This is a genomic window from Streptomyces atroolivaceus (assembly GCF_000717025.1).
Lineage (GTDB): Bacteria > Actinomycetota > Actinomycetes > Streptomycetales > Streptomycetaceae > Streptomyces > Streptomyces atroolivaceus.
Genome location: NZ_JNXG01000003.1, coordinates 386,494 through 405,637 on the forward strand (window position 1 = coordinate 386,494; position 19,144 = coordinate 405,637).

15 protein-coding genes and 1 pseudogene are annotated in these 19,144 nt (G+C 72.8%); 10 read left to right on the forward strand and 6 right to left on the reverse strand.

Annotated features, from left to right (window positions below; all coding sequences use genetic code 11):
- Nucleotides 1–399 precede the first annotated feature (399 nt).
- The 4 genes and pseudogenes from OO67_RS10855 to OO67_RS10870 form a co-directional block, all read right to left on the reverse strand.
- Nucleotides 400–2,937, reverse strand: coding sequence for a heavy metal translocating P-type ATPase (locus OO67_RS10855; RefSeq protein WP_033299254.1), 2,538 nt, complete (start codon nucleotides 2,935–2,937; stop codon nucleotides 400–402).
- A gap of 151 nt (nucleotides 2,938–3,088) precedes the next feature.
- Nucleotides 3,089–3,391, reverse strand: a complete 303-nt coding sequence (locus tag OO67_RS10860) for a heavy-metal-associated domain-containing protein (RefSeq protein WP_033299255.1) — start codon at nucleotides 3,389–3,391, stop codon at nucleotides 3,089–3,091.
- Nucleotides 3,392–3,504: 113 nt separating this feature from the next.
- A pseudogene (locus tag OO67_RS10865) lies at nucleotides 3,505–3,891 on the reverse strand (TetR/AcrR family transcriptional regulator); the annotation flags it as partial.
- A gap of 5 nt (nucleotides 3,892–3,896) precedes the next feature.
- On the reverse strand, nucleotides 3,897–5,174 hold the full coding sequence (locus OO67_RS10870) for an MFS transporter (protein ID WP_033299256.1): 1,278 nt from the start codon (nucleotides 5,172–5,174) through the stop codon (nucleotides 3,897–3,899).
- A 231-nt stretch (nucleotides 5,175–5,405) separates the two neighbouring features.
- On the opposite strand from OO67_RS10870, the gene OO67_RS10875 reads away from it, so the two are divergent.
- The 4 genes from OO67_RS10875 (at nucleotide 5,406) to OO67_RS10890 (ending at nucleotide 10,210) form a co-directional block, all read left to right on the forward strand.
- Nucleotides 5,406–7,355: an alpha/beta hydrolase family protein gene (locus OO67_RS10875; protein WP_033299257.1), complete on the forward strand. Its 1,950-nt coding sequence runs from the start codon at nucleotides 5,406–5,408 to the stop codon at nucleotides 7,353–7,355.
- Nucleotides 7,352–7,534, forward strand: a complete 183-nt coding sequence (locus tag OO67_RS10880; protein WP_033299258.1) for a hypothetical protein — start codon at nucleotides 7,352–7,354, stop codon at nucleotides 7,532–7,534. Before OO67_RS10875 ends, OO67_RS10880 begins: the two co-directional genes overlap by 4 nt.
- An 81-nt stretch (nucleotides 7,535–7,615) precedes the next feature.
- Complete coding sequence (locus OO67_RS10885) at nucleotides 7,616–8,899, forward strand: cytochrome P450 family protein (RefSeq protein WP_244300126.1); 1,284 nt, start codon at nucleotides 7,616–7,618, stop codon at nucleotides 8,897–8,899.
- 258 nt (nucleotides 8,900–9,157) lie between these two features.
- Nucleotides 9,158–10,210, forward strand: coding sequence for a zinc-dependent alcohol dehydrogenase family protein (locus OO67_RS10890; RefSeq protein ID WP_033299259.1), 1,053 nt, complete (start codon nucleotides 9,158–9,160; stop codon nucleotides 10,208–10,210).
- A 44-nt stretch (nucleotides 10,211–10,254) separates the two neighbouring features.
- Here OO67_RS10890 and OO67_RS10895 read toward each other — a convergent pair whose 3' ends face one another.
- A complete protein-coding gene (locus tag OO67_RS10895; RefSeq protein ID WP_033299260.1) occupies nucleotides 10,255–10,446 on the reverse strand; it encodes a helix-turn-helix transcriptional regulator in 192 nt (63 codons plus the stop codon).
- A 189-nt stretch (nucleotides 10,447–10,635) separates the two neighbouring features.
- A complete protein-coding gene (locus OO67_RS10900; protein ID WP_033299262.1) occupies nucleotides 10,636–11,562 on the reverse strand; it encodes a sugar phosphate isomerase/epimerase family protein in 927 nt (308 codons plus the stop codon).
- A 166-nt stretch (nucleotides 11,563–11,728) separates the two neighbouring features.
- On the opposite strand from OO67_RS10900, the gene iolC reads away from it, so the two are divergent.
- The 6 genes from iolC to OO67_RS10930 all read left to right on the forward strand — a co-directional run bounded on the left by iolC (nucleotide 11,729) and on the right by OO67_RS10930 (nucleotide 19,138).
- A complete protein-coding gene (gene iolC / locus OO67_RS10905) occupies nucleotides 11,729–12,748 on the forward strand; it encodes a 5-dehydro-2-deoxygluconokinase (protein WP_033299264.1) in 1,020 nt (339 codons plus the stop codon).
- Nucleotides 12,745–13,632, forward strand: a complete 888-nt coding sequence (locus tag OO67_RS10910) for a Cgl0159 family (beta/alpha)8-fold protein (RefSeq protein WP_033299266.1) — start codon at nucleotides 12,745–12,747, stop codon at nucleotides 13,630–13,632. The genes iolC and OO67_RS10910 overlap by 4 nt, the downstream gene beginning before the upstream one ends.
- Nucleotides 13,633–13,710: 78 nt before the next feature.
- Complete coding sequence (iolB, locus tag OO67_RS10915; protein ID WP_033299268.1) at nucleotides 13,711–14,595, forward strand: 5-deoxy-glucuronate isomerase; 885 nt, start codon at nucleotides 13,711–13,713, stop codon at nucleotides 14,593–14,595.
- Nucleotides 14,592–16,508 carry a 3D-(3,5/4)-trihydroxycyclohexane-1,2-dione acylhydrolase (decyclizing) gene (gene iolD, locus OO67_RS10920; RefSeq protein WP_033299270.1) on the forward strand — a complete coding sequence of 639 codons (1,917 nt, stop codon included), beginning with the start codon at nucleotides 14,592–14,594 and terminating at the stop codon, nucleotides 16,506–16,508. Before iolB ends, iolD begins: the two co-directional genes overlap by 4 nt.
- Nucleotides 16,509–16,520: 12 nt before the next feature.
- On the forward strand, nucleotides 16,521–18,020 hold the full coding sequence (locus OO67_RS10925; RefSeq protein WP_033299271.1) for a CoA-acylating methylmalonate-semialdehyde dehydrogenase: 1,500 nt from the start codon (nucleotides 16,521–16,523) through the stop codon (nucleotides 18,018–18,020).
- A 41-nt stretch (nucleotides 18,021–18,061) separates the two neighbouring features.
- The gene (locus OO67_RS10930) at nucleotides 18,062–19,138 is read left to right on the forward strand and encodes a phosphotransferase family protein (RefSeq protein WP_033299273.1); all 1,077 of its coding nucleotides are present in this window, start codon (nucleotides 18,062–18,064) and stop codon (nucleotides 19,136–19,138) included.
- Nucleotides 19,139–19,144: the final 6 nt, after the last annotated feature.

The window sequence follows — 19,144 nt, forward strand, 5'->3', positions numbered from 1 at the left end:
CACGGGTAGCCGGCTGCCCCGGCTGCCGCGCTCGCGCCGCGCACGCGAGAAACGCCCCGCCGTCGATCCCCCCACGGGTCGACGGACAGGGCGTTTCCCATATCCCGGAGCGGATTCCCCCCACGGGATCCGGCCGGGCGTCTGCAGGGAGCCTGAACTCCCGTTGTTATTCAGGTGGTACGTATTCAGTTCGGTCCTGCTGTGCGGCCGCCGGGGTACGTACGGGAGGGCCGCTCAAAGCTCCCCGGTGCACGTGCCCCGGCCAACACTTGCCAGGAGCGTCCCCCAAGACACTCCATCGGACGTCCCCCAAGACATCCTTGGCATCGCACTCTTAGACTCACCAACCCATCAGATGGTTACCCTCAAATCGGTGTGATCTAAGTCTCTTTGTGGAAATCATGTGAAGGAGCGCAACCTCAGGCTGTTCGTCACGACGAAGACCGACGAGAACGCCATTGCCGCACCCGCGATCATGGGGCTGAGCAGCCCGAACGCGGCGAGTGGCAGTGCGGCCACGTTGTAGCCGAACGCCCAGAAGAGGTTGCTTCTGATGGTGGACAGGGTACGCCTCGACAGCCGGATGGCGGCAGGGGCCACCTTGAGATCTCCACGAACCAGCGTGAGGTCGCCCGCCTCGATCGCGGCATCGGTCCCGGTCCCCATCGACAGGCCCAGATCGGCCACGGCGAGGGCCGCCGCGTCGTTCACGCCGTCCCCGACCATCGCGACGGACCGGCCCTCGGCCTGGAGGCGCCGCACGACCTCGACCTTGTCCTCCGGCAGCACCTCCGCGTGGACCGTGTCGATTCCGACCGCGCGGGCAACGGCGTCCGCGGCGGCCCGGTTGTCGCCGGTCAGCAGGATCGGGTCGAGGCCCAGCGCGCGGAGTTCCGCGACGGCCTCTGCGCTGCTCTCCTTCACCGTGTCGGCCACCTCCAGCACGGCCCTGGCCAGTCCGTCCCAGGCCACGACGACGGTCGTGCGTCCCTGGCCCGCCGCGTCGGCAAGGGCGTCGGCCAGGGAGGACGGGAGGGCGATCCGGGCGTCGGCGAGGAGCTGCGGCCGGCCGGCCAGTACGTGGTGTCCTTCGACGGTGCCGCGTACCCCGAGGCCGGGGACGTCGGTGAAGTCCACCGAGGCCGCGAGCGTCGCGCCCGTGCGGGCCGCGGCTCCGGCGGCGACCGCGCGGGCCACCGGGTGCGCGGAGGCGTGTTCGAGGGCCCCGGCGAGGCGGAGTACGTCGGCCTCGGCCGTGCCGGGCGCGGTGTGGACGCGTCCGAGGGTCATGTGCCCCGTGGTGACCGTTCCGGTCTTGTCGAGGACGACCGTGTCGACCCTCCGGGCGGTCTCAAGGACCTCGGGGCCCTTGATGAGGATGCCGAGCTGGGCGCCCCGGCCGGTGCCCGCCATGAGGGCCGTGGGCGTGGCGAGCCCCAGGGCGCAGGGACAGGCGATGATCAGTACGGCCACGGCGGCGGTGAACGAGCCCGTGATGTCGTCGGTGGCGAGCAGCTGGGCGACCAGAGTCCCCAGGGCGATCAGCAGGACCACGGGGACGAAGACCGCGGAGATGCGGTCCGCGAGGCGCTGGGCGGCCGCCTTGCCGCTCTGTGCGTCCTCGACGAGCCGGGACATCCGGGCCAGCTGGGTGTCGGCGCCGACACGGGTGGCCTCGACGACCAGCCGTCCGGACACGTTGAGGGTGGCGCCGGTGACGGAGTCGCCGGGGGCGGCGTCCACCGGAAGGGATTCCCCGGTGAGCATGGAGGCGTCGACGGCGGAGGAGCCTTCGACGACCGTCCCGTCGGTGGCGATCTTCTCACCGGGCCGCACGACGAAGCGGTCGCCGACGAGCAGACGGCCGACGGGGATGCGCACCTCCGTGGTCCCGTGCCCCGGTGGCCCGGCCGGGCGGAGGACCGTGACGTCCTTCGCGCCCATACGGAGCAGGGCGCGCAGTGCGGAGCCCGCCTTCCGCTTGGCCCGTGCTTCCAGATAGCGGCCCAGCAGGATGAAGCCGACGACGCCTGCCGCCACCTCCAGGTAGATGGTCGAGGAGGGGTCGGACCCGGAGGCGGTGACGTCGAACCCGTGCCGCATCTCGGGCATGCCCGCGTCCCCGAGGAACAGGGCCCAGACCGACCAGCAGAAGGCGGCCAGCGTGCCGATCGACACCAGGGTGTCCATCGTCGCGGCCCCGTGCCGCAGGTTCGCCCAGGCGGCGCGGTGGAAGGGCAGCCCGCCCCAGACGACGACGGGGGCGGCGAGAGTGAGGGAGAGCCACTGCCAGTTGTCGAACTGGAGGGCGGGGACCATGGCCATCAGGACGACCGGCACGGCGAGCAGCCCCGAGACCTGGAGGCGCTGCCGGAGCGCGGTGAGGCCGAGGTCGGCCTCCCGGTCCTCGGCGTGCTCTTCGGCTGTGGCGCCGGGTTCGTCGGCGTGCTTCTCGGTTGTGGCGCCGGGTTCGGTGGCGTGGTGGCCGGCAGCGACGGAGGCATCGGCGGTGTGATGGCCGGCCGCGGTGCCGGGTTCGGGAGCGTGGTGGCCGGCCGTGGCGGGGGCATCGGCGCCCTCGCGGTCTGCCGCGTCGCGGGGATTCACGCCTTCGCCCGCCCGGTCCGCCGAGGTGGTGCGGGCCGGAGCTTCGCCCTGGGGTGCCGGGCCGTGCGGCGCGGGTGCGGGGCGGGCTACGGGCCGGGCTGTGTAGCCGGTCTTCTCGACGGTGCTGACGAGATCGTCCAGCGTGGTACCGGCGCCGTAGGACACGCGGGCCTTCTCGGTCGCGTAGTTGACGGTGGCGGTGACTCCGTCCATCCGGTTGAGCTTCTTCTCGACGCGGGCCGCGCACGAGGCGCAGGTCATCCCGCCGATCGTGAGCTCGGCATCGGAGGTCTCCGCGGCCGGGGCCTCGGCTGCCGTGGTGCTGGCCATGTGTGCGGACTCCTGGGTCGAGCAGTCGGGCCGTTTCCCCACCAGTATCCGCTGTCCCTGGTGACGGAACCGGCCCGACGGGAGGTGCTGGACGGCGCGCGGGACGCGCGGCCACCGGCTGCCGGTGCGCGCCTGCCGTGGGCGGCGGGTCTCAGGCGAGGCCCACGAGCTCGTAGCCGGCCTCGTCGACGGCGGCGCGTACGGCGTCCTCGGTCAGCGGCGCGGCGGAGGCGACGGTCACGCGGCCGGTCGCGGCCTCCGCCTTCACGGAGCTGACCCCCTCGATCCCGGAGATCTCCTCGGACACCGCCCCCTCGCAGTGACCGCAGGTCATGCCCTTCACCTCGTAGACGGTGGTGACGCCCACCTGGACGTCGGCCGCCCCGTCGTCGCAGGAACCGGTGGACGAGCAGCAGGAGCCGGTGGTCCGGGGCGTGTCGGTTTCGGCGGTCATGACGTTCTCCTCTTCGCAGGCACAGTGAATGTGGCAGATATGGCGGGTGTGGCGGGTGTGGCACGAGAGGGCGCCGGGGAGCCCGGTGCGCCTGCTCGCATTCAATTATACCCCTAGGGGGTATCGACGTCCCTCGACGTCCCCGCATCGGGCGAGTCGCACACCAAGGGCTCCGGGTAGCGGTACACCACGGTCTTCAACTCCTTGATACGGGCCTCTCGTTCGGCGCCCTCGTGCGACATGCTCAGGTCGAGGCCGGCCTTGAACAGGACGAAGGCCATCTCGGCGGTGCGCGCGGCCTGGCCGGCCGGGAGTTCCGGCAGGTAGGCGCTGAGGAGCTGTTCGGTCCTGCTGGGCATGGTGGCGTGCACGGCGTCGTGCTCCCGGGTGATCACGCCCGGGATCTCGGAGCCGTGGGTGAGGACGGCGAAGGCCGGGTTCTCGCAGTTGAAGGCGATCAACGGGTCGAGGACCGTGTCCAGCATCCGGTCGAGCGGCAGCCAGGTCAGTCCGGGTCCCCGGTGGCCTGGAGGCGGCGCAGGGCCAGGATCAGATTGCCGCTGCCGAACGTCGCGAGCGCGGCGACGCCCCACAGGGCCGCCGCGACACCGGCCCGGTCCAGCACGACGCCCGCGGCCAGGAAGCCCAGCGGCCCGGCCAGGGTGCTGATCGTGACCACGGCCTGCAACACCTTGGGCCCGAAGCCGTCCGGCAGCCGGGCGGAGAGCAGGCCCATCAGCGGCGCGTTCGCCAGGGGCGCGGCGGCCGATGACAGGCCGACGGCGACGACGAGCACGCTGGCCGGCACGGGCACCAGGAGCGTCCACAGGGGCAGAGCGACGCAGACCAGGGCCGTACAGGCGAGTCGTACGGGGGCGACCCGTGCCGCCAGCACATAGGCGGCCACCGAGCCCACCAGGCCACCGGCACCAAGGGTGGCGATCAGCAGGCCGCCGACCCTGGCGTCCCCCTCGAACCGGGCGAACGCCAGCACCGGCATGGTGATCATCAGGGTTCGCAGCATCAGCCCGAACACCACGGTGGACAGCATCGCCCGGCTCAGGAACCAGTCGCCGCACAGATGCCGCACCCCCGCCCACAGGCCGCGGGGCCCGGCCGCGGACCCTCCGGCCCCGCCACCCCCTGCCGGGACGCGGCGCAGCAGCAGCAACCCGGAGAAGGCGAACGTGGCCGCGTCCAGCCACACCACCGATGTGGTCCCCACCAGCGGAATCAGCGCGCCCGCGAGCGCCGGTCCGGCGAACGCGGAGCCGTGCTGCACACCTGTCAGCGCGCTGTTGGCGCGGGCCAGAGAGCGGGCGTGCGGGCTCAGCAGTTCCATCGCCAGCACCCGCTGTGCCGCGTGGTACGGAACGGCCAGCGCCCCGAGCGCCGCGACGATCGCCACGAGGACGGCCAGATTGAGCGCGCCCATGGTCTGCAGCAGCGGGATCAGCGCCACCACCGGAGCGCGGGCGAGATCGGAGACGACCATGGTCCGGCGGGCGCCCAGGCGCTGGATGACCTCTCCGCCCGCGAAGCCGAGCAGCGCCATGGGCAGCACCTGGACCGCGAAGACCAGGCCGGCCCGGGTGGCCGAGCCGGTGGTCTCCAGCACCAGCCAGGGCAGCGCGAGCATGGTCATCTGGGTGCCCAACGCCGACACCGCGCCCGCGACATAGACCGTCGTCAGCGCACGGCTCGGCCTGCCACCCGCTGTGCCCTTCGGCGCTCCGCCGGGTGGGACGGGGGCTGCGCCGGGCCGGGTCGCCGCGATCGTCATCGGGTCGCCCCTTTCTCCTCGGTGGGTCCGGGCCATGTGGTCGCCCCCGCACCCTGTCGCCCGTCCACCGTCCGGTGCCAGGGAAGGGCCGGCAGCAGCTCACTGTCGGTGCCGCTGCGCTTTCTTCCCTGCCACGCAGCCCGCCCGTCCGGCAGTGTGATGGCCGTCGGAGCCCACCACAGCCAAGGCCACCGGCGGCGGAAGCGGACACCGACGAAGGGAGGGACGGCGATGAGCGGCGGTATCGGAACGCCGGTGCACGTCCCGTCCTTCGCCGCCCGCGACGTACGGCGAGCGGTCGAGACCCGGTATGTGGACGGTCTCCCGCAGATCGTGGCCTGGGATCTGACGACAGGCCATCGCCGCCAGGCGACCACCGCACCGCTGGGTGTGGAGACCGCCACCATCGAGCCGGATGGCCACGGCCTGTGGTGGTTCGACGCCGCTCCCAGCGGTCAAGGACGCTGGCTGCGCGGGCCGTTCGAGGGCGGGCACCCGCGCCCGGCGCTCGACGGCGTCCCCGCCGGACGGATGCACGGCCTGGCCTTCGACCCCCGCAGCGGCCTCGCCGCCGTCGGCGTCGGGGTCGCGGACCGCTCGCGGTACTACCTCGGCCGACCGGGCGAGCGCGCCCGCCTGGTGGCCGAACAGCCCGGCTATGCGGCAGTGGTGGGCCTGGCCCCCGGCGGCCGACTGCTGGCCACCGCGGGGTGCCCGGCCGGACCGGCCGCGGTCCGGCTGTGGTCACCGGCCTCCGGCGTCCTCGTGGACGCCATCCCCGGTGCAGCGGAGGACGGCGACGGCGGCGCGGTGTGGGCGCTGGGCTTCCGCCCGGACCTCACCACCGCACGGCCGGAACTGCTGCTCGTCCTCGAACGCGCGGGCCGCTACACCCTGGCCTTCTGGCGACAGGGCGAGGGGATCCGTACGCACGGTCCCGGCTCCGCCCTCGACTTCGATACGGAGATCACCGCCTGCTGGTACGGGCGCGACCGCACGGCGCTGGTCCAGCAGGACCGGGCGGGCCGCAGCCGCCTGCTCCTCGCCGACCTCGACCGCGGTACGACGACGGTGCTTCCCACGCCCGAGGGCACGATCATCGACTTCTCCTGCGCACCCGACCGCACGGTCCACTGCCTGTGGAGCCGCGACGGCGAACCGCCCCGGCCACTGATCTGCCACCCGGAAGGCCCGGAAAGCCCCGAAAGACCGGACAGTGCGGAGCACCCGGAACCCCCGGAACGTCCCGACCGCTCCGGCCGCTCCGGCCGCTCCACGACGGCGTCACGCGGCACGGCGCCCGGCGGAACGACCGGATCCAGGCGCCGCGAGCTGTGGACACGTCGGCCGTACGGGCAGATCCACAGCTTTGTGGCCACCCCGCCCGGCCGCAGGGCGGGCCACCGCCCCTGGCCGACGGTCTTCCTCGTCCACGGCGGGCCCCACACCCACGACCGGGACGCCTATGACGCCCGGACCGAGGCCCTGGTCCGGGCCGGATTCGCCGTGGTGCGCACCAACTACCGCGGCTCGACGGGCTACGGCCCCCGCTGGCGGGACGACTTCGGCCACCGGGTCGGCCTCGCCCAGCTCGAAGACCTCGCCGCGGTGCGCGGCCACCTCATCGACACGGGAGTCTCGGAGCCGGGCCGTACCGGCCTGTGCGGCTACTCCTGGGGCGGCTATCTGACGCTGCTGGCGATGGGCGTCCAGCCCCGGCTGTGGGACGTGGGGCTGGCCGTCGCCCCGGTGGCCGACTACACGGCGGCGTACCGGGCGACGACGCCGGCGCTGCGGGAGGTCGACGACCGCCTCTTCGGCGGCACCCCCGAGCAGGTGCCACACCGCTATCGCGCGGCCTGCCCGATGACCTATGTGGGCCGCGTACGCGGCCCGCTCTTCCTCGCCGCCTCGGCGGACGACGAGAAGTGCCCTCCGGAGCAGATCGAGCGCTATCTCGCCGCGCTGCGGCGCCGTGACGTCCCGCATCGCGTCCGGTGGCTCGGCGGCGGACACGACGTGGGCCGTGACCCAGCCGGACACGCCGCCGCCTGGGCCGCCATGGTGCGCTACGCCGATGACACGCTGCGCGCCTCCCCCAGAACCGCCGACCGCCGCAACAGCGGGCGGACCGGCTCGTACCACCCCGTCCACCATACCGAAGAAAGGTCAACCCCATGAAGCGTCACGGACTGCGCGTCGACCCCATCAGCGCCACCGAGCGGGAGCGCGGGATCATCATTCATCCGGACACCCAGGCCGCCCTGGACAAGGCGGTCCCGGTCCGGCCGAACGCCCCGGCGCGGAGCTGCACCACCCGCACGAAGAAGAACACGGAGAAGAAGTCGCCTCTGCAGTGAGCCCAGGCAGCGCCGTAGCGGGGTGCCACGCCCGGCACCCCGCTACGGCGCCGGCCGTACCGGTGAGGACAGGAAAACATCATGACCACAGCTACGGCAGCACCCCGGCCGAACAGTCCCCGGCCGGACAAGCCCGAGACGACAGAACCGCGCCAGAACCCGCCGACGTTCCTCAGCGACCCGTACCCGACCCTGGCCAGGATGCGGCAATCGGCCCCGGTCTCCGTGCTGCACAGCGACGGCGGCCTGCGGTTGTGGATCATCCCGCGCTACGCCGATGTCCGGGCCGCGCTCGTCGACCGCCGCTTCGCGCAGGACGTGCGGCGCGCCCAGGCCCTGGCCGACAGCCGGGTCGAGGGCGTCAACCTGGGCGCCGAGATCACCCATATGCTCAGCAGCGATCCGCCCGACCACACCCGCCTCCGCCGCGTGGTCCAGGCGGCGTTCAGCCGCAAGCGGGTCGAGGCGATGCGGCCGATGGTCGAGCGCATCACCCTCGAACTCCTCGACGGGCTGGACGCGGCAGCCGCGCGCCACACGACCCGCACCACCACCGCCACGGTGGACCTGGTACGTGACTTCGCCTTCCCGCTGCCGATCCTTGTCGTCTGCGAACTGCTCGGCTTCCCGCCCGAGGACCGCGACCTCTACCGGAAGTGGTCGACCGCCATCGTCACCCAGGAGGGCGGCCACGCGGCGTTCCGGCGAGCCGTCCAGGAGATGGGCTCGTACGTCCTGGCCATCGCCGACCGGCGTATCCGCCGCGATGACCGTCCCGCCGATCTGCTCACCGAGCTGCTGGCGGCCCGCGAGCGCGGGGAGCTGACGGACGACGAGATCGTGGGCATGGTCGCCCTGCTGCTGATCGGCGGGCATGAGACCACCGTGAACCTGCTGGGCACCTCCTGCCTCGCGCTGCTGCGCGATCCCGGCCAGGCCGCCTGGCTGCGCGCCGATCCCACCCGGATGCCCAGGGCCGTCGAGGAGTTCCTGCGCTACGACTCCCCCATCTGTATGGCCACCACCCGCTTCACCACCGAGCCGGTGGACGTCGGCGGGGTGGAGATCCCGCAGGACGAGTTCGTGCTGCTGTCCCTCGGCGCGGCCAACCGCGACCCGGCGCGCTTCCAGGACCCCGACCGCCTCATCCTCGACCGCCCGGACGCCGGCCATCTCGCCTTCGGCGGTGGCATCCACCGCTGCCTCGGGGCCCTGCTCGGCAAGCTGGAGACCGAGATCGCGCTCACCGCGCTCCTCGCCCGCTTCCCCGGAACGACCCTGGCCTGCCAGGAGAGCGACCTCCGCTGGCGCAACACGATGATGCTGCGCGGCTTGGAGGCGCTGCCCCTCACCCTGCGCCGCTGACCTCCGCCCTGCCCCTGCCGCCCTCACCGCCTCCCGCACCGTCGCGGCCCGGGCCGGGTCGGTCAAGGAGAACGGGACACGGGGTGCGCAAGGTGGAACCGCGCCAGACGTACGGCAGGCCGGCCGCGGCCGAGTCCCGGGTCGTCCAGGGCGTCTCCGGAGCGGGCGACCGGGAGCGGGACAAGGTCACGGACGGGGCGTAGATTCGGCGGGCGAGGAGCCGGACGGTGCGAGCCGGGACCAGGGGAGGCGGGGCCGATGCGGGCAGTGGTGTTCGAGGAGTTCGGGCAGGAGGCCCGTGTCCGGGACCTGCCGGAGCCCACCCCCTCGGCCGGGGGCGCCGTGGTCCGGGTCGAGGCCACGGGGCTGTGCCGGAGCGACTGGCACGGCTGGATGGGCCACGATCCGGACATCGTCCTCCCTCACGTACCCGGACACGAACTGGCCGGAGTGGTCGAGGCGGTGGGATCCGGCGTCCACAACTGGCGTGCCGGCGACCGGGTCACCGTGCCCTTCGTCTGCGCCTGCGGCCGGTGCTCCGCCTGCGCGGCCGGCGCCCAGCAGGTCTGTGAACGGCAGACACAGCCCGGCTTCACCCACTGGGGGTCCTTCGCCGAGTACGTGGCGCTGGAACAGGCCGACGTCAACCTGGTCGAGGTGCCCGAAGGGCTGTCGTCCGCCACGGCGGCCGGTCTCGGGTGCCGGTTCGCCACCGCGTTCCGGGCCGTGGTGGGGCAGGGGCGGGTGTCGCCGGGGGAGTGGGTCGCCGTGCACGGATGCGGCGGGGCCGGGCTGTCCGCGGTGATGATCGCGGTGGCGTGCGGAGCCCGGGTCGTCGCGGTCGACATCTCGCGGCAGGCACTGGAGCTGGCGCGGGCGTTCGGCGCGTCCGCGTGCGTGGACGCCTCGGCGCACCCCGCCGGTGCGGACGAGGCCGTTCGCGAACTGACCGGAGGCGGTGTGCATCTGTCGCTCGACGCGCTGGGTTCGCCCGTCACCTGCGCGGCCTCGGTGCGGAGCCTGCGCCGGCAGGGCCGCCATGTCCAGGTCGGGCTGCTGCCGTCGGCGGCCGGGGACCCCGTCGTCCCCATGGCGCGGGTGATCGCCCTGGAGCTGGAGATCCTCGGCAGTCACGGCATGGCCGCTCACGACTACCCGCCGATGATGGACATGGTCCGGGCCGGCACCCTGCGGCCGGACCTGCTGGTGACCTCCACCATCACCCTGGACGCCGCACCGGCTGCCCTCACCGCGATGGGCACCGCGCCCGGAGCGGGCGTCACGATCATCGAACCGGCGAAGGCGCCCTGAGGCTTCCCGGGCCGGCCGGGCTCAGCTTCCCGGGCCGGCGAGGCTCAACGGCCCCGGTTGCTGGGCCGGGACGCGATCCACGCCAGGACGGTGTCCACGTACCAGTAGGGCTTCCCGTTCCGGACGTCGTCGGGTGGCGGAAGAAGCCCGTGCTTGCGGTACGAGCGGATCGTGTCCGTCCGGACCCGGATGTGCGCCGCAATGTCCTTGTACGACCAGAGCGTTCTGTCCGTCATGTGTGACACCTCTCTGTGCACCCGTGCCCCCGTACGCCGGTGTCTCCGCACGCCCGTGCGTCTCTGTCCCGGTGAACGAGGGCGTCCTCCACGAGGCAGGGGGCGTCGCGAGCCCGTGACACAGGCTCAGCCGAACGCGGACATACGTGACAGAGAAGTGACTGTTCTGGCGGGAGGGGGCCAGGAGGCTCAGGAGGACGGCCGTGCGGGCCCGCAGGTGCGGAGGAACTCGCGGGTACGGCGGGCGATCGGCAGCGGCTTGTCAGGCGGACAGGGATACATGTCCTGCTCGACGATGGCGAACAGGTCGGTGCCCAGGGCACGCGCGGCATCCAGTACGGGCTCCAGTGCGGGCACTCCGCCGGGCGGTTCGCACATCACGCCACGTGCGACGGCCGGTCCGAACGGCACCTCGTCCGCCACGACGTCGGCCAGCACCGCCGGATCGACCTGCTTGAGGTGCAGGTAACCGATCCGTTCGCCGTAGGTCTGGATGAGCTTCACGCTGTCCCCGCCGCAGTACGCGTAGTGGCCGGTGTCGAGGCAGAGGGAGACCAGGCCGGGGTCGGTCGCGTCGAGGAAGCGGTTGACGTTCTCCTCGCTGTCGATGTGCGTGTCGGCGTGCGGATGCACCACGATCCGCAGCCCGTAGCGGTCCTGCACCTCGCGGGCCAGACGTTCCGTCTGGGTGGTGAGGTCACGCCACTGTGCGGGGGTGAGCGTGCGGTCCTCCAGCACCGCACCCGTCTTGTCGTCCCGCCAGAACGACGGGATGACCACCAGATACCCGGCGCCCATCGCCCGGGTGAGTGCCGCGATGCCCGCGACATGCTCCCAGGTCCGGTCCCAGACCGCCGGACCGTGGTGCAATCCGGTGAAGACGGTGCCCGCGGAGACGGCGAGATTCCGGCGGGCGGTCTCGTCCGCGAGCCGGGCGGGTTCGGTCGGCAGATAGCCGTACGGGCCGAGCTCGATCCACTCGTAGCCGGCCTCGCAGACCTCGTCGAGGAATCGCTCCCAGGGCACCTGTTGCGGATCGTCGGGGAACCACACTCCCCACGAATCGGGTGCCGAGCCGATGCGGATGCGGGCCGGAGAAGGTACGGAGGAGGTCATATCGCCCACCCTCCAGTCCTCGGGGAGGGGTGTCAAGAGTTCGTCCGAATGTCCGGACAAAGTGTTGACAGCGTTCCGGGCGAGGGCTACACCTGGGAGCGGCCGTCCGGCCGTGGCCGGCTCCCGGGCGAGTGCGGGGCCGGAGCACCGGGTCGAAGGGATGCGTATGCCTGAGCCGTACGACGTGATCACCATGGGGCGCATCGGGGTGGACATCTACCCCCTGCAGACCGGTGTACCGCTGTCCCGGGTCGAGACCTTCGGTAAATTCCTCGGCGGCTCGCCGTCTAACGTGGCAGTGGCCGCCGCCCGTCTGGGACGGCGCACGGCTGTGATCACCCGGACCGGCAGGGACGCCTTCGGCGACTATCTCCACCAGGCGCTGGCGGAGTTCGGGGTGGACGACCGGTGGGTGAGCGCCGTGGCGGAGTACCCGACCCCGGTCACCTTCTGCGAGATCTTCCCGCCGGACCACTTCCCGCTCTACTTCTACCGGCAGCCCAAGGCACCGGACCTGGAGATCCACAGCGGGGAACTCGACCTGGACGCCGTGCGGGACGCCCGCGTCTTCTGGATGACCGGCACCGGACTGTGCGCCGAACCCAGCCGCACCGCGACCCTCTCCGCGCTCCGGGCCCGCAGCGAGGCACCGGCACCGGATGTGCCCGGCCCCCCTCGCATCACCGTCTTCGACCTCGACTGGCGCCCCATGTTCTGGGGCGGGGAAGGGGACGGCGGTGACGGGCCCGCCCGCGCCCGCTACCGGGAGGCGCTCGCCCACGCCACGGTCGCCGTCGGCAACCTCGACGAGTGCGAGATCGCCACCGGAGAACGCGAACCGCACGCTGCCGCCCGCGCCCTGCTCGCCGCCGGTCCCGAACTCGCCGTCGTCAAACAGGGGCCGGCGGGCGTCCTCGCCGCCCACCGCGACGGCACGACCGCGGAGATCCCGCCCCTCCCCGTCGACGTCGTCAACGGTCTGGGCGCAGGCGACGCCTTCGGAGGCGCCCTCTGCCACGGCCTCCTCGCGGGGTGGGACACCGAACACGTCATGCGCTACGCCAACGCGGCCGGCGCCATCGTCGCCTCCCGCCTCGCCTGTTCGTCCGCGATGCCGTTCCCGCACGAGGTCGAGCAGGCCCTCGCCGACGGAGCGGTCGGCGCAGCCGTGGGAGACACCTCGTGACCCCGCCCGCCGCCGGCCTCACCGACCTCGTCCGGCTCCGCGCCCACCGCCCCGAGGCCGTCGCGGAGGCTGCCGCCGCCCGCCGCAGAAGGCCCCTCCTCGGCCCCACCGGCCGCCTGATGATCATCGCCGCCGATCACCCGGCCCGTGGTGCCCTCGCCGTCGGTGACGACGACCTGGCCATGGCCGACCGCTTCGACCTGCTCGAACGCCTCCGCCTCGCCCTCGCCCGGCCGGGCGTCGACGGCGTGCTCGCGGGCGCCGACGTCCTGGAGGACCTGCTGCTCCTCGGCGCCCTGGAGGACAAGGTCGTCCTCGGTTCCATGAACCGCGGCGGTCTCGCGGGAGCCGCGTTCGAGCTCGACGACCGCTTCACCGGCCACCGCCCCGCCGACCTCGCGAGCCACGGCTACGACGCCGGCAAACTCCTGCTGAGGATCGACCACGACGACCCGGGCTCGCTGGACACCCTGCACACCGCCGCGCGCACGGTGGACGAGATGGCCGCCCTCCGGCTGCCGGTGTTCATCGAGCCGTTCCTCTGCCACCGCACCCGTGAGGGGCTCCGCACCGACCTGGGCGCCACCGCCGTCACCACTTCCATCGCCATCGCCTCGGGCCTGGGCGGGACGTCCGCGTACACCTGGCTCAAGGTCCCCGTCACCGACGACCCCGACGACATGGACCGGGTGATGCGGGCCTCGACCCTCCCCGCCGTCCTGCTCGGTGGCGAGGTCGGTGGGGACCCGGACACGGCGTACGAGAAATGGCGTGGGGCGCTGCGGCTGCCGACCGTCCAGGGGCTGGTGGTGGGGCGCTCGCTGCTCTACCCCGCCGACGGAGACGTGGCGGGCGCGGTCGACACGGCCGTGGGGCTTCTGTGACCGCGCGGCCGGGGGCTTCCCGGACGCACGACCGCGGGACTCCTGTGAACGGGCGGGACGACGGGTAGGGATGGAGCCATGACGACGACCGACGAGCAGCAGAGGCACCACCTCAGGGCCGGCCGGGCCGCGCGTGGCCCGTACGCCCTCGACATCGACCCGGAGCGGGCCGGCTGGGAGCGGTCGAGCCTGCGCGTCCTGGAGCTCGAGCCGGGTGGCGTTCACACCCTGGTAACCGGGGAGAGCGAATGGATCATTCTGCCGTTGTCCGGTGGCTGTACGGTGCAGGCGGCAGGTGAGATCTTTGAACTGCTGGGCAGGAAAGACGTGTTCGGCTCAGTAACCGATTTCGCCTACGTCCCACGTGACACCCGCGCCCAGATCTCCTCCGGCGCAGGAGGCCGCTTCGCCCTGGCAGGAGCGAAGTGCGAGCGACGACTCCCCGCTCGCTACGGCCCCGCGCCGGAGGTACCGGTCGAGCTCCGCGGTGCCGGCACCTGCTCGCGCCAGGTGAACAACTTCGCCGCCGCCGACACGTTCGACTGCGACCGGCTCATCGCTGTCGAGGTCCTCACCCCCGGCGGCAACTGGTCCTCGTACCCGCCGCACAAGCACGACGAGCACCACCCCGGTACCGAGTCCGTGCTGGAGGAGATCTACTACTTCGAGGTCGAGGGCGACGGCCTCGGCTACCACCGGGTGTCGCCGTCCCGGCCCGGAGGCACCGACGTCCTCGCCGAAGTCGCCACGGGTGACGCCGTCCTCATCCCCGACGGCTGGCACGGCCCGTCCATCGCCCCTCCCGGCCGCACCCTCTACTACCTGAACGTGATGGCGGGCCCGGGGGAGCAGCGCGAGTGGCTGATCCGCGACCACCCGGACCACCGCTGGATCCGCGACACCTGGCCCGCACAGCCCGTCGATCCACGACTGCCGCTCGACGGCACGGAGGCCGCCCGGTGACCACACCACGCACCCCGGCCCGCACCGGCGCGCAGCCCACCCGCAGGCTCACCACCGCCCAGGCCCTCATCGCCTTCCTGGCCCGCCAGTACACCGAGCGCGACGGCCGCCGCCACCGCCTGATCGACGCCACCTGGGGCATCTTCGGACACGGCAACGTCGCCGGCATCGGGCAGGCGCTCGTCGAAGCCGGCCCCGCGATGCCCTATCTCCAGGGCCGCAGCGAACAGGCCATGGTGCACGCCGCCGTCGGATACGCCCGCCAGTCGGGGCGGCTCTCGGCCCACGCCGTCACGACCTCCATCGGCCCCGGCGCCACCAACCTCGTCACCGGTGCAGCGCTCGCCACCGTCAACCATCTGCCCGTGCTGCTCCTGCCCGGAGACACCTTCGCGACCCGCCCCGCCGACCCCGTGCTCCAGCAGCTGGAAGTGCCCCACGCGGGCGACGTGTCGGTCAACGACTGCCTGCGGCCCGTCTCCCGGTACTTCGACCGGATCACCCGCCCCGAGGCGCTCATCCCGGCAGCCCTGCAGGCCATGAGGACCCTCGCCGATCCGGCGGACACGGGCGCCGTCACCCTGGCGCTGCCCCAGGACGTGCAGGCCGAGGCGTACGACTGGCCGGCGGAGTTCTTCGCGACGCGCGTCTGGAACGTCCGCCGGCCGGCCCCGGACCGTGCCGAACTCGAACAGGCCGTCCGCGCGGTGCGTACGGCACGCCGCCCCCTGATCGTCGCGGGTGGCGGCGTCCACCACAGCGGAGCCGAGGAGACCCTCGCCGCGTTCGCCGCCGCCACCCGCATCCCCGTCACCTCCACGCAGGCCGGCAAGGGCTCCCTGCGCCACGACCACCCCGCCGATGTGGGCGGCATCGGCCACACCGGCACCGCCACGGCCGACGCGCTCGCCCGGGAGGCCGATCTGGTGATCGGTGTCGGCACCCGCTACACCGACTTCACGACCGCCTCCGGCACGCTCTTCGCCGACCCGTCCGTCCGCTTCCTCAACATCAACATCACCGGCTTCGACGCCCACAAGCTCGCCGCCCTCCCTCTCGTCGCGGACGCCCGCACCGCGATCGAAGCGCTCTGCGAGGCCCTCGGCGCATGTGGACACCGCGTCGACCCGGCTTACGAGAGCGAGTACACCGACGCCAAGGACCGCTGGGAGCAGCGCGTCGACGCGGCCTTCGCCGCCGGCGACCCCGACGCCCGCCCCACCCAGGCGCAGGTCCTCGGACTGCTGGACGAGCTGGTCACCGAGGACGACATCCTGATCAACGCGGCGGGCTCCCTCCCCGGCGACCTGCACAAACTGTGGAGGGCCCGCTCCCCGCGCCAGTACCACGTCGAATACGGCTACTCCTGCATGGGATACGAGATCCCCGCCGCCCTCGGGGTCCAGCTCGCGGCCCCGGACCGGCCCGTCTGGGCCCTCGTCGGCGACGGCACCTATCTCATGAACCCCACCGAGATCGTCACCGCCGTGCAGGAAGGCCTGCCCGTGAAGCTCGTCATCCTGCAGAACCACGGATACGCGTCCATCGGCGGCCTCTCCGAGTCCGTCGGCGCCGAACGCTTCGGCACCGCCTACCGGCACCGCACCGCGGAGGGCGCGTTCACCGGCACCCCGCTGCCCGTGGACCTCGCCGCCAACGCGGCCTCGCTCGGCATGCGGGTCCTGCGCGCCGGATCGGTGGGGGAGCTGCGCCGGGCTCTCGCCGAGGCGCGCGGCGCGGACCGTCCCACTTGTGTCTACGTCGAGACCGAAACGGCAGACACAGTGTCGGGGCCTCCCCCGGCACAGGCGTGGTGGGATGTTCCCGTAGCCGAAACCGCGACCCGCCCGTCGGCGGTCGAGGCCAGGAAAGAGTACGACCGGCAGATCGCAGCCCGACGCCGCCACCTGTGAAGGAGCACTGTCATGAAGACCGTCAACCACTGGATCGGTGGAAAGACCGTCGAGGGCACGTCGGGCAATTTCGGTCCGGTCACCGACCCGGCGACCGGAGCCGTCACGACCCGGGTGGCGCTCGCCTCCACCGAGGAGGTCGACGCCGCGGTCCAGGCCGCGAGGACGGCGTACGAGACCTGGGGCACCTCCTCGCTCTCCGCCCGTACCGCCGTCCTCTTCCGCTACCGCGCCCTCCTCGACTCCCACCGTGACGAGATCGCCGCGCTGATCACCGCCGAGCACGGCAAGGTGCACTCCGACGCGCTGGGCGAGGTCGCCCGCGGCCTGGAGATCGTCGAGCTGGCCTGCGGTATCACCACGCAGCTCAAGGGTGAGCTGTCGACCCAGGTCTCCAGCCGCGTCGACGTCTCCTCGATCCGTCAGCCGCTCGGTGTCGTCGCCGGCATCACGCCGTTCAACTTCCCGGCCATGGTGCCGATGTGGATGTTCCCGCTGGCCATCGCGTGCGGCAACACCTTCGTCCTCAAGCCCAGCGAGAAGGACCCGTCGGCCGCCGTCCTGCTGGCCGAGCTGGCCGCGGAGGCCGGGCTGCCCGACGGCGTGCTGAACGTCCTGCACGGTGACAAGGTCGCCGTGGACGGGCTCCTCGCGCACCCCGACGTCGCGGCGGTCTCCTTCGTCGGTTCCACCCCGATCGCCCGGTACATCCACGCCACCGCCTCCGCCAACGGCAAGCGGGTCCAGGCACTCGGCGGAGCGAAGAACCACATGCTGGTCCTCCCGGACGCCGACCTGGACGCCGCGGCCGACGCGGCCGTGTCGGCGGCGTACGGCTCCGCCGGTGAGCGCTGCATGGCCATCTCCGCGGTCGTCGCCGTGCGTTCCGTCGCCGACGAGCTGGTGGCGAAGATCCGCGAGCGCGCCGAGAAGATCAAGATCGGCCCCGGGACGGACCCCACGTCCGAGATGGGCCCGCTGATCACCGCCGCACACCGTGACAAGGTCGCCTCCTACGTGACCGGGGCCGCCGCGCAGGGCGCCGACGTCGTCCTCGACGGCACGGGCCACACGGTCGAGGGCTTCGAGGACGGACACTGGATCGGCCTGTCGCTCCTGGACAACGTCTCCACCGACTCCGACGCCTACCGCGACGAGATCTTCGGCCCGGTCCTGTGCGTCCTGCGCGTCGACACGTACGAGGACGGCGTCGCCCTGATGAACGCGTCGCCCTTCGGTAACGGCACCGCGATCTTCACGCGGGACGGCGGTGCGGCCCGCCGCTTCCAGCTGGAGATCGAGGCCGGCATGGTGGGCGTCAACGTCCCGATCCCGGTGCCGGTGGGCTACCACTCCTTCGGCGGCTGGAAGGACTCCCTCTTCGGGGACCACCACATCTACGGCAACGACGGCGTGCACTTCTACACCCGCGGCAAGGTCGTCACCACCCGCTGGCCCGACCCGGCCGACGCCCCGGCGGGCGTGGACCTCGGCTTCCCCCGCAATCACTGACACGGCGGACGCGGCCGCTCGCCGAATGGAAGACTGACCGCATGGAGACGGCGTCGCAGCTTCCGTTCGGCGAGACCCTGCGGGACCGTCTGGGCCCGCCCGCGCACGCCTCCGTCCTGGAGAGCAGCCCCCGTTCACAGGTCTGGCGCATCGAGCTGGCCGGGCGCCCGGCCGTGCTGAAACAGCTGGTGGCAGGCCCCGGGGCGGACGAGCGGTACGCCCGTGAAGTGGCCGCCCTGAGCATCGCCGGCCGGGCCTCCGGCACCCCGGTCGTACCCGCGCTCCTCGGCACCGATCCGGCCGAGCGGGTCCTGGTCCTCGAACACCTCGGTCACCGGCGGCCGTCCGCCGACTGGATCGTCGACTACGCCGCCGCCCTCGCGCGGCTGCACGCCACCGCCGGCCCCGGCGACACCGGAGCCCTGCCACGCTGGCAGGGCCCGACCGGTGCCGACGCCACCTCGTTCCTCACCTTTGCCGAGGCCCTCGGGGTCCCAGCGCCACCGGCAGCCCGGGACGAGCTCGACGCCTTGGTGGAGCGCCTCGGCCGGGCGGAAGGAACCGCCCTGCTCCACGGCGACCCGTGCCCCGGAAACGATCTGCACACCCCGGACGGCGTCAGGTTCATCGACTTCGAGCAGGCCTCCCTGGGCAGCGGCCTGATGGAACTCGCGTACCTCCGCATCGGCTTCCCGACCTGCTGGTGCGTCACGAGGGCATCCGCCCCCCTGCTGGAGCGGGCGGAGATCGCCTACCGCACGGCCTGGCACGCCGAGACCGGCACGGTACTCCCGGACGCCGGCCTCGCCGACGCCTGCGCGGGCTGGCTGATCCGCGGCGACGCCCTGGTCGAGCGAGCGCACCGGGGCGCCACCGACCACCTGGCCCGTGTCCCGGACGAGGACTGGACCTGGGGCACGGCCACCGCCCGCCAGCGCCTCGCCCACCGGCTCGGCGTGGTCGCCGACCTGGCTACGGGCGACAGCATGGCTGCGGGCGCCGACCTGGCTGCGGGCGACGGGGACCTGCGAAACCTCGGCGCCCTCGCGGCGGACCTGCGCCGCGCCGTCATGGACCGCTGGCCGGCGGTGCGGCCCGTGCCGAAGCGGCGCCCTTAGCTCCCC

What these genes read in the sequence shown, in the direction of transcription:
- OO67_RS10855 (WP_033299254.1), bottom strand. Translation starts at nt 2,937, where the DNA reads ATGGCCAGCACCACGGCAGCCGAGGCCCCGGCCGCGGAGACCTCCGAT.
- OO67_RS10860 (WP_033299255.1), bottom strand. Translation starts at nt 3,391, where the DNA reads ATGACCGCCGAAACCGACACGCCCCGGACCACCGGCTCCTGCTGCTCG.
- OO67_RS10870 (WP_033299256.1), bottom strand. Translation starts at nt 5,174, where the DNA reads ATGACGATCGCGGCGACCCGGCCCGGCGCAGCCCCCGTCCCACCCGGC.
- OO67_RS10875 (WP_033299257.1), top strand. Translation starts at nt 5,406, where the DNA reads ATGAGCGGCGGTATCGGAACGCCGGTGCACGTCCCGTCCTTCGCCGCC.
- OO67_RS10880 (WP_033299258.1), top strand. Translation starts at nt 7,352, where the DNA reads ATGAAGCGTCACGGACTGCGCGTCGACCCCATCAGCGCCACCGAGCGG.
- OO67_RS10885 (WP_244300126.1), top strand. Translation starts at nt 7,616, where the DNA reads ATGACCACAGCTACGGCAGCACCCCGGCCGAACAGTCCCCGGCCGGAC.
- OO67_RS10890 (WP_033299259.1), top strand. Translation starts at nt 9,158, where the DNA reads ATGCGGGCAGTGGTGTTCGAGGAGTTCGGGCAGGAGGCCCGTGTCCGG.
- OO67_RS10895 (WP_033299260.1), bottom strand. Translation starts at nt 10,446, where the DNA reads ATGACGGACAGAACGCTCTGGTCGTACAAGGACATTGCGGCGCACATC.
- OO67_RS10900 (WP_033299262.1), bottom strand. Translation starts at nt 11,562, where the DNA reads ATGACCTCCTCCGTACCTTCTCCGGCCCGCATCCGCATCGGCTCGGCA.
- iolC (WP_033299264.1), top strand. Translation starts at nt 11,729, where the DNA reads ATGCCTGAGCCGTACGACGTGATCACCATGGGGCGCATCGGGGTGGAC.
- iolB (WP_033299268.1), top strand. Translation starts at nt 13,711, where the DNA reads ATGACGACGACCGACGAGCAGCAGAGGCACCACCTCAGGGCCGGCCGG.
- OO67_RS10925 (WP_033299271.1), top strand. Translation starts at nt 16,521, where the DNA reads ATGAAGACCGTCAACCACTGGATCGGTGGAAAGACCGTCGAGGGCACG.
- OO67_RS10930 (WP_033299273.1), top strand. Translation starts at nt 18,062, where the DNA reads ATGGAGACGGCGTCGCAGCTTCCGTTCGGCGAGACCCTGCGGGACCGT.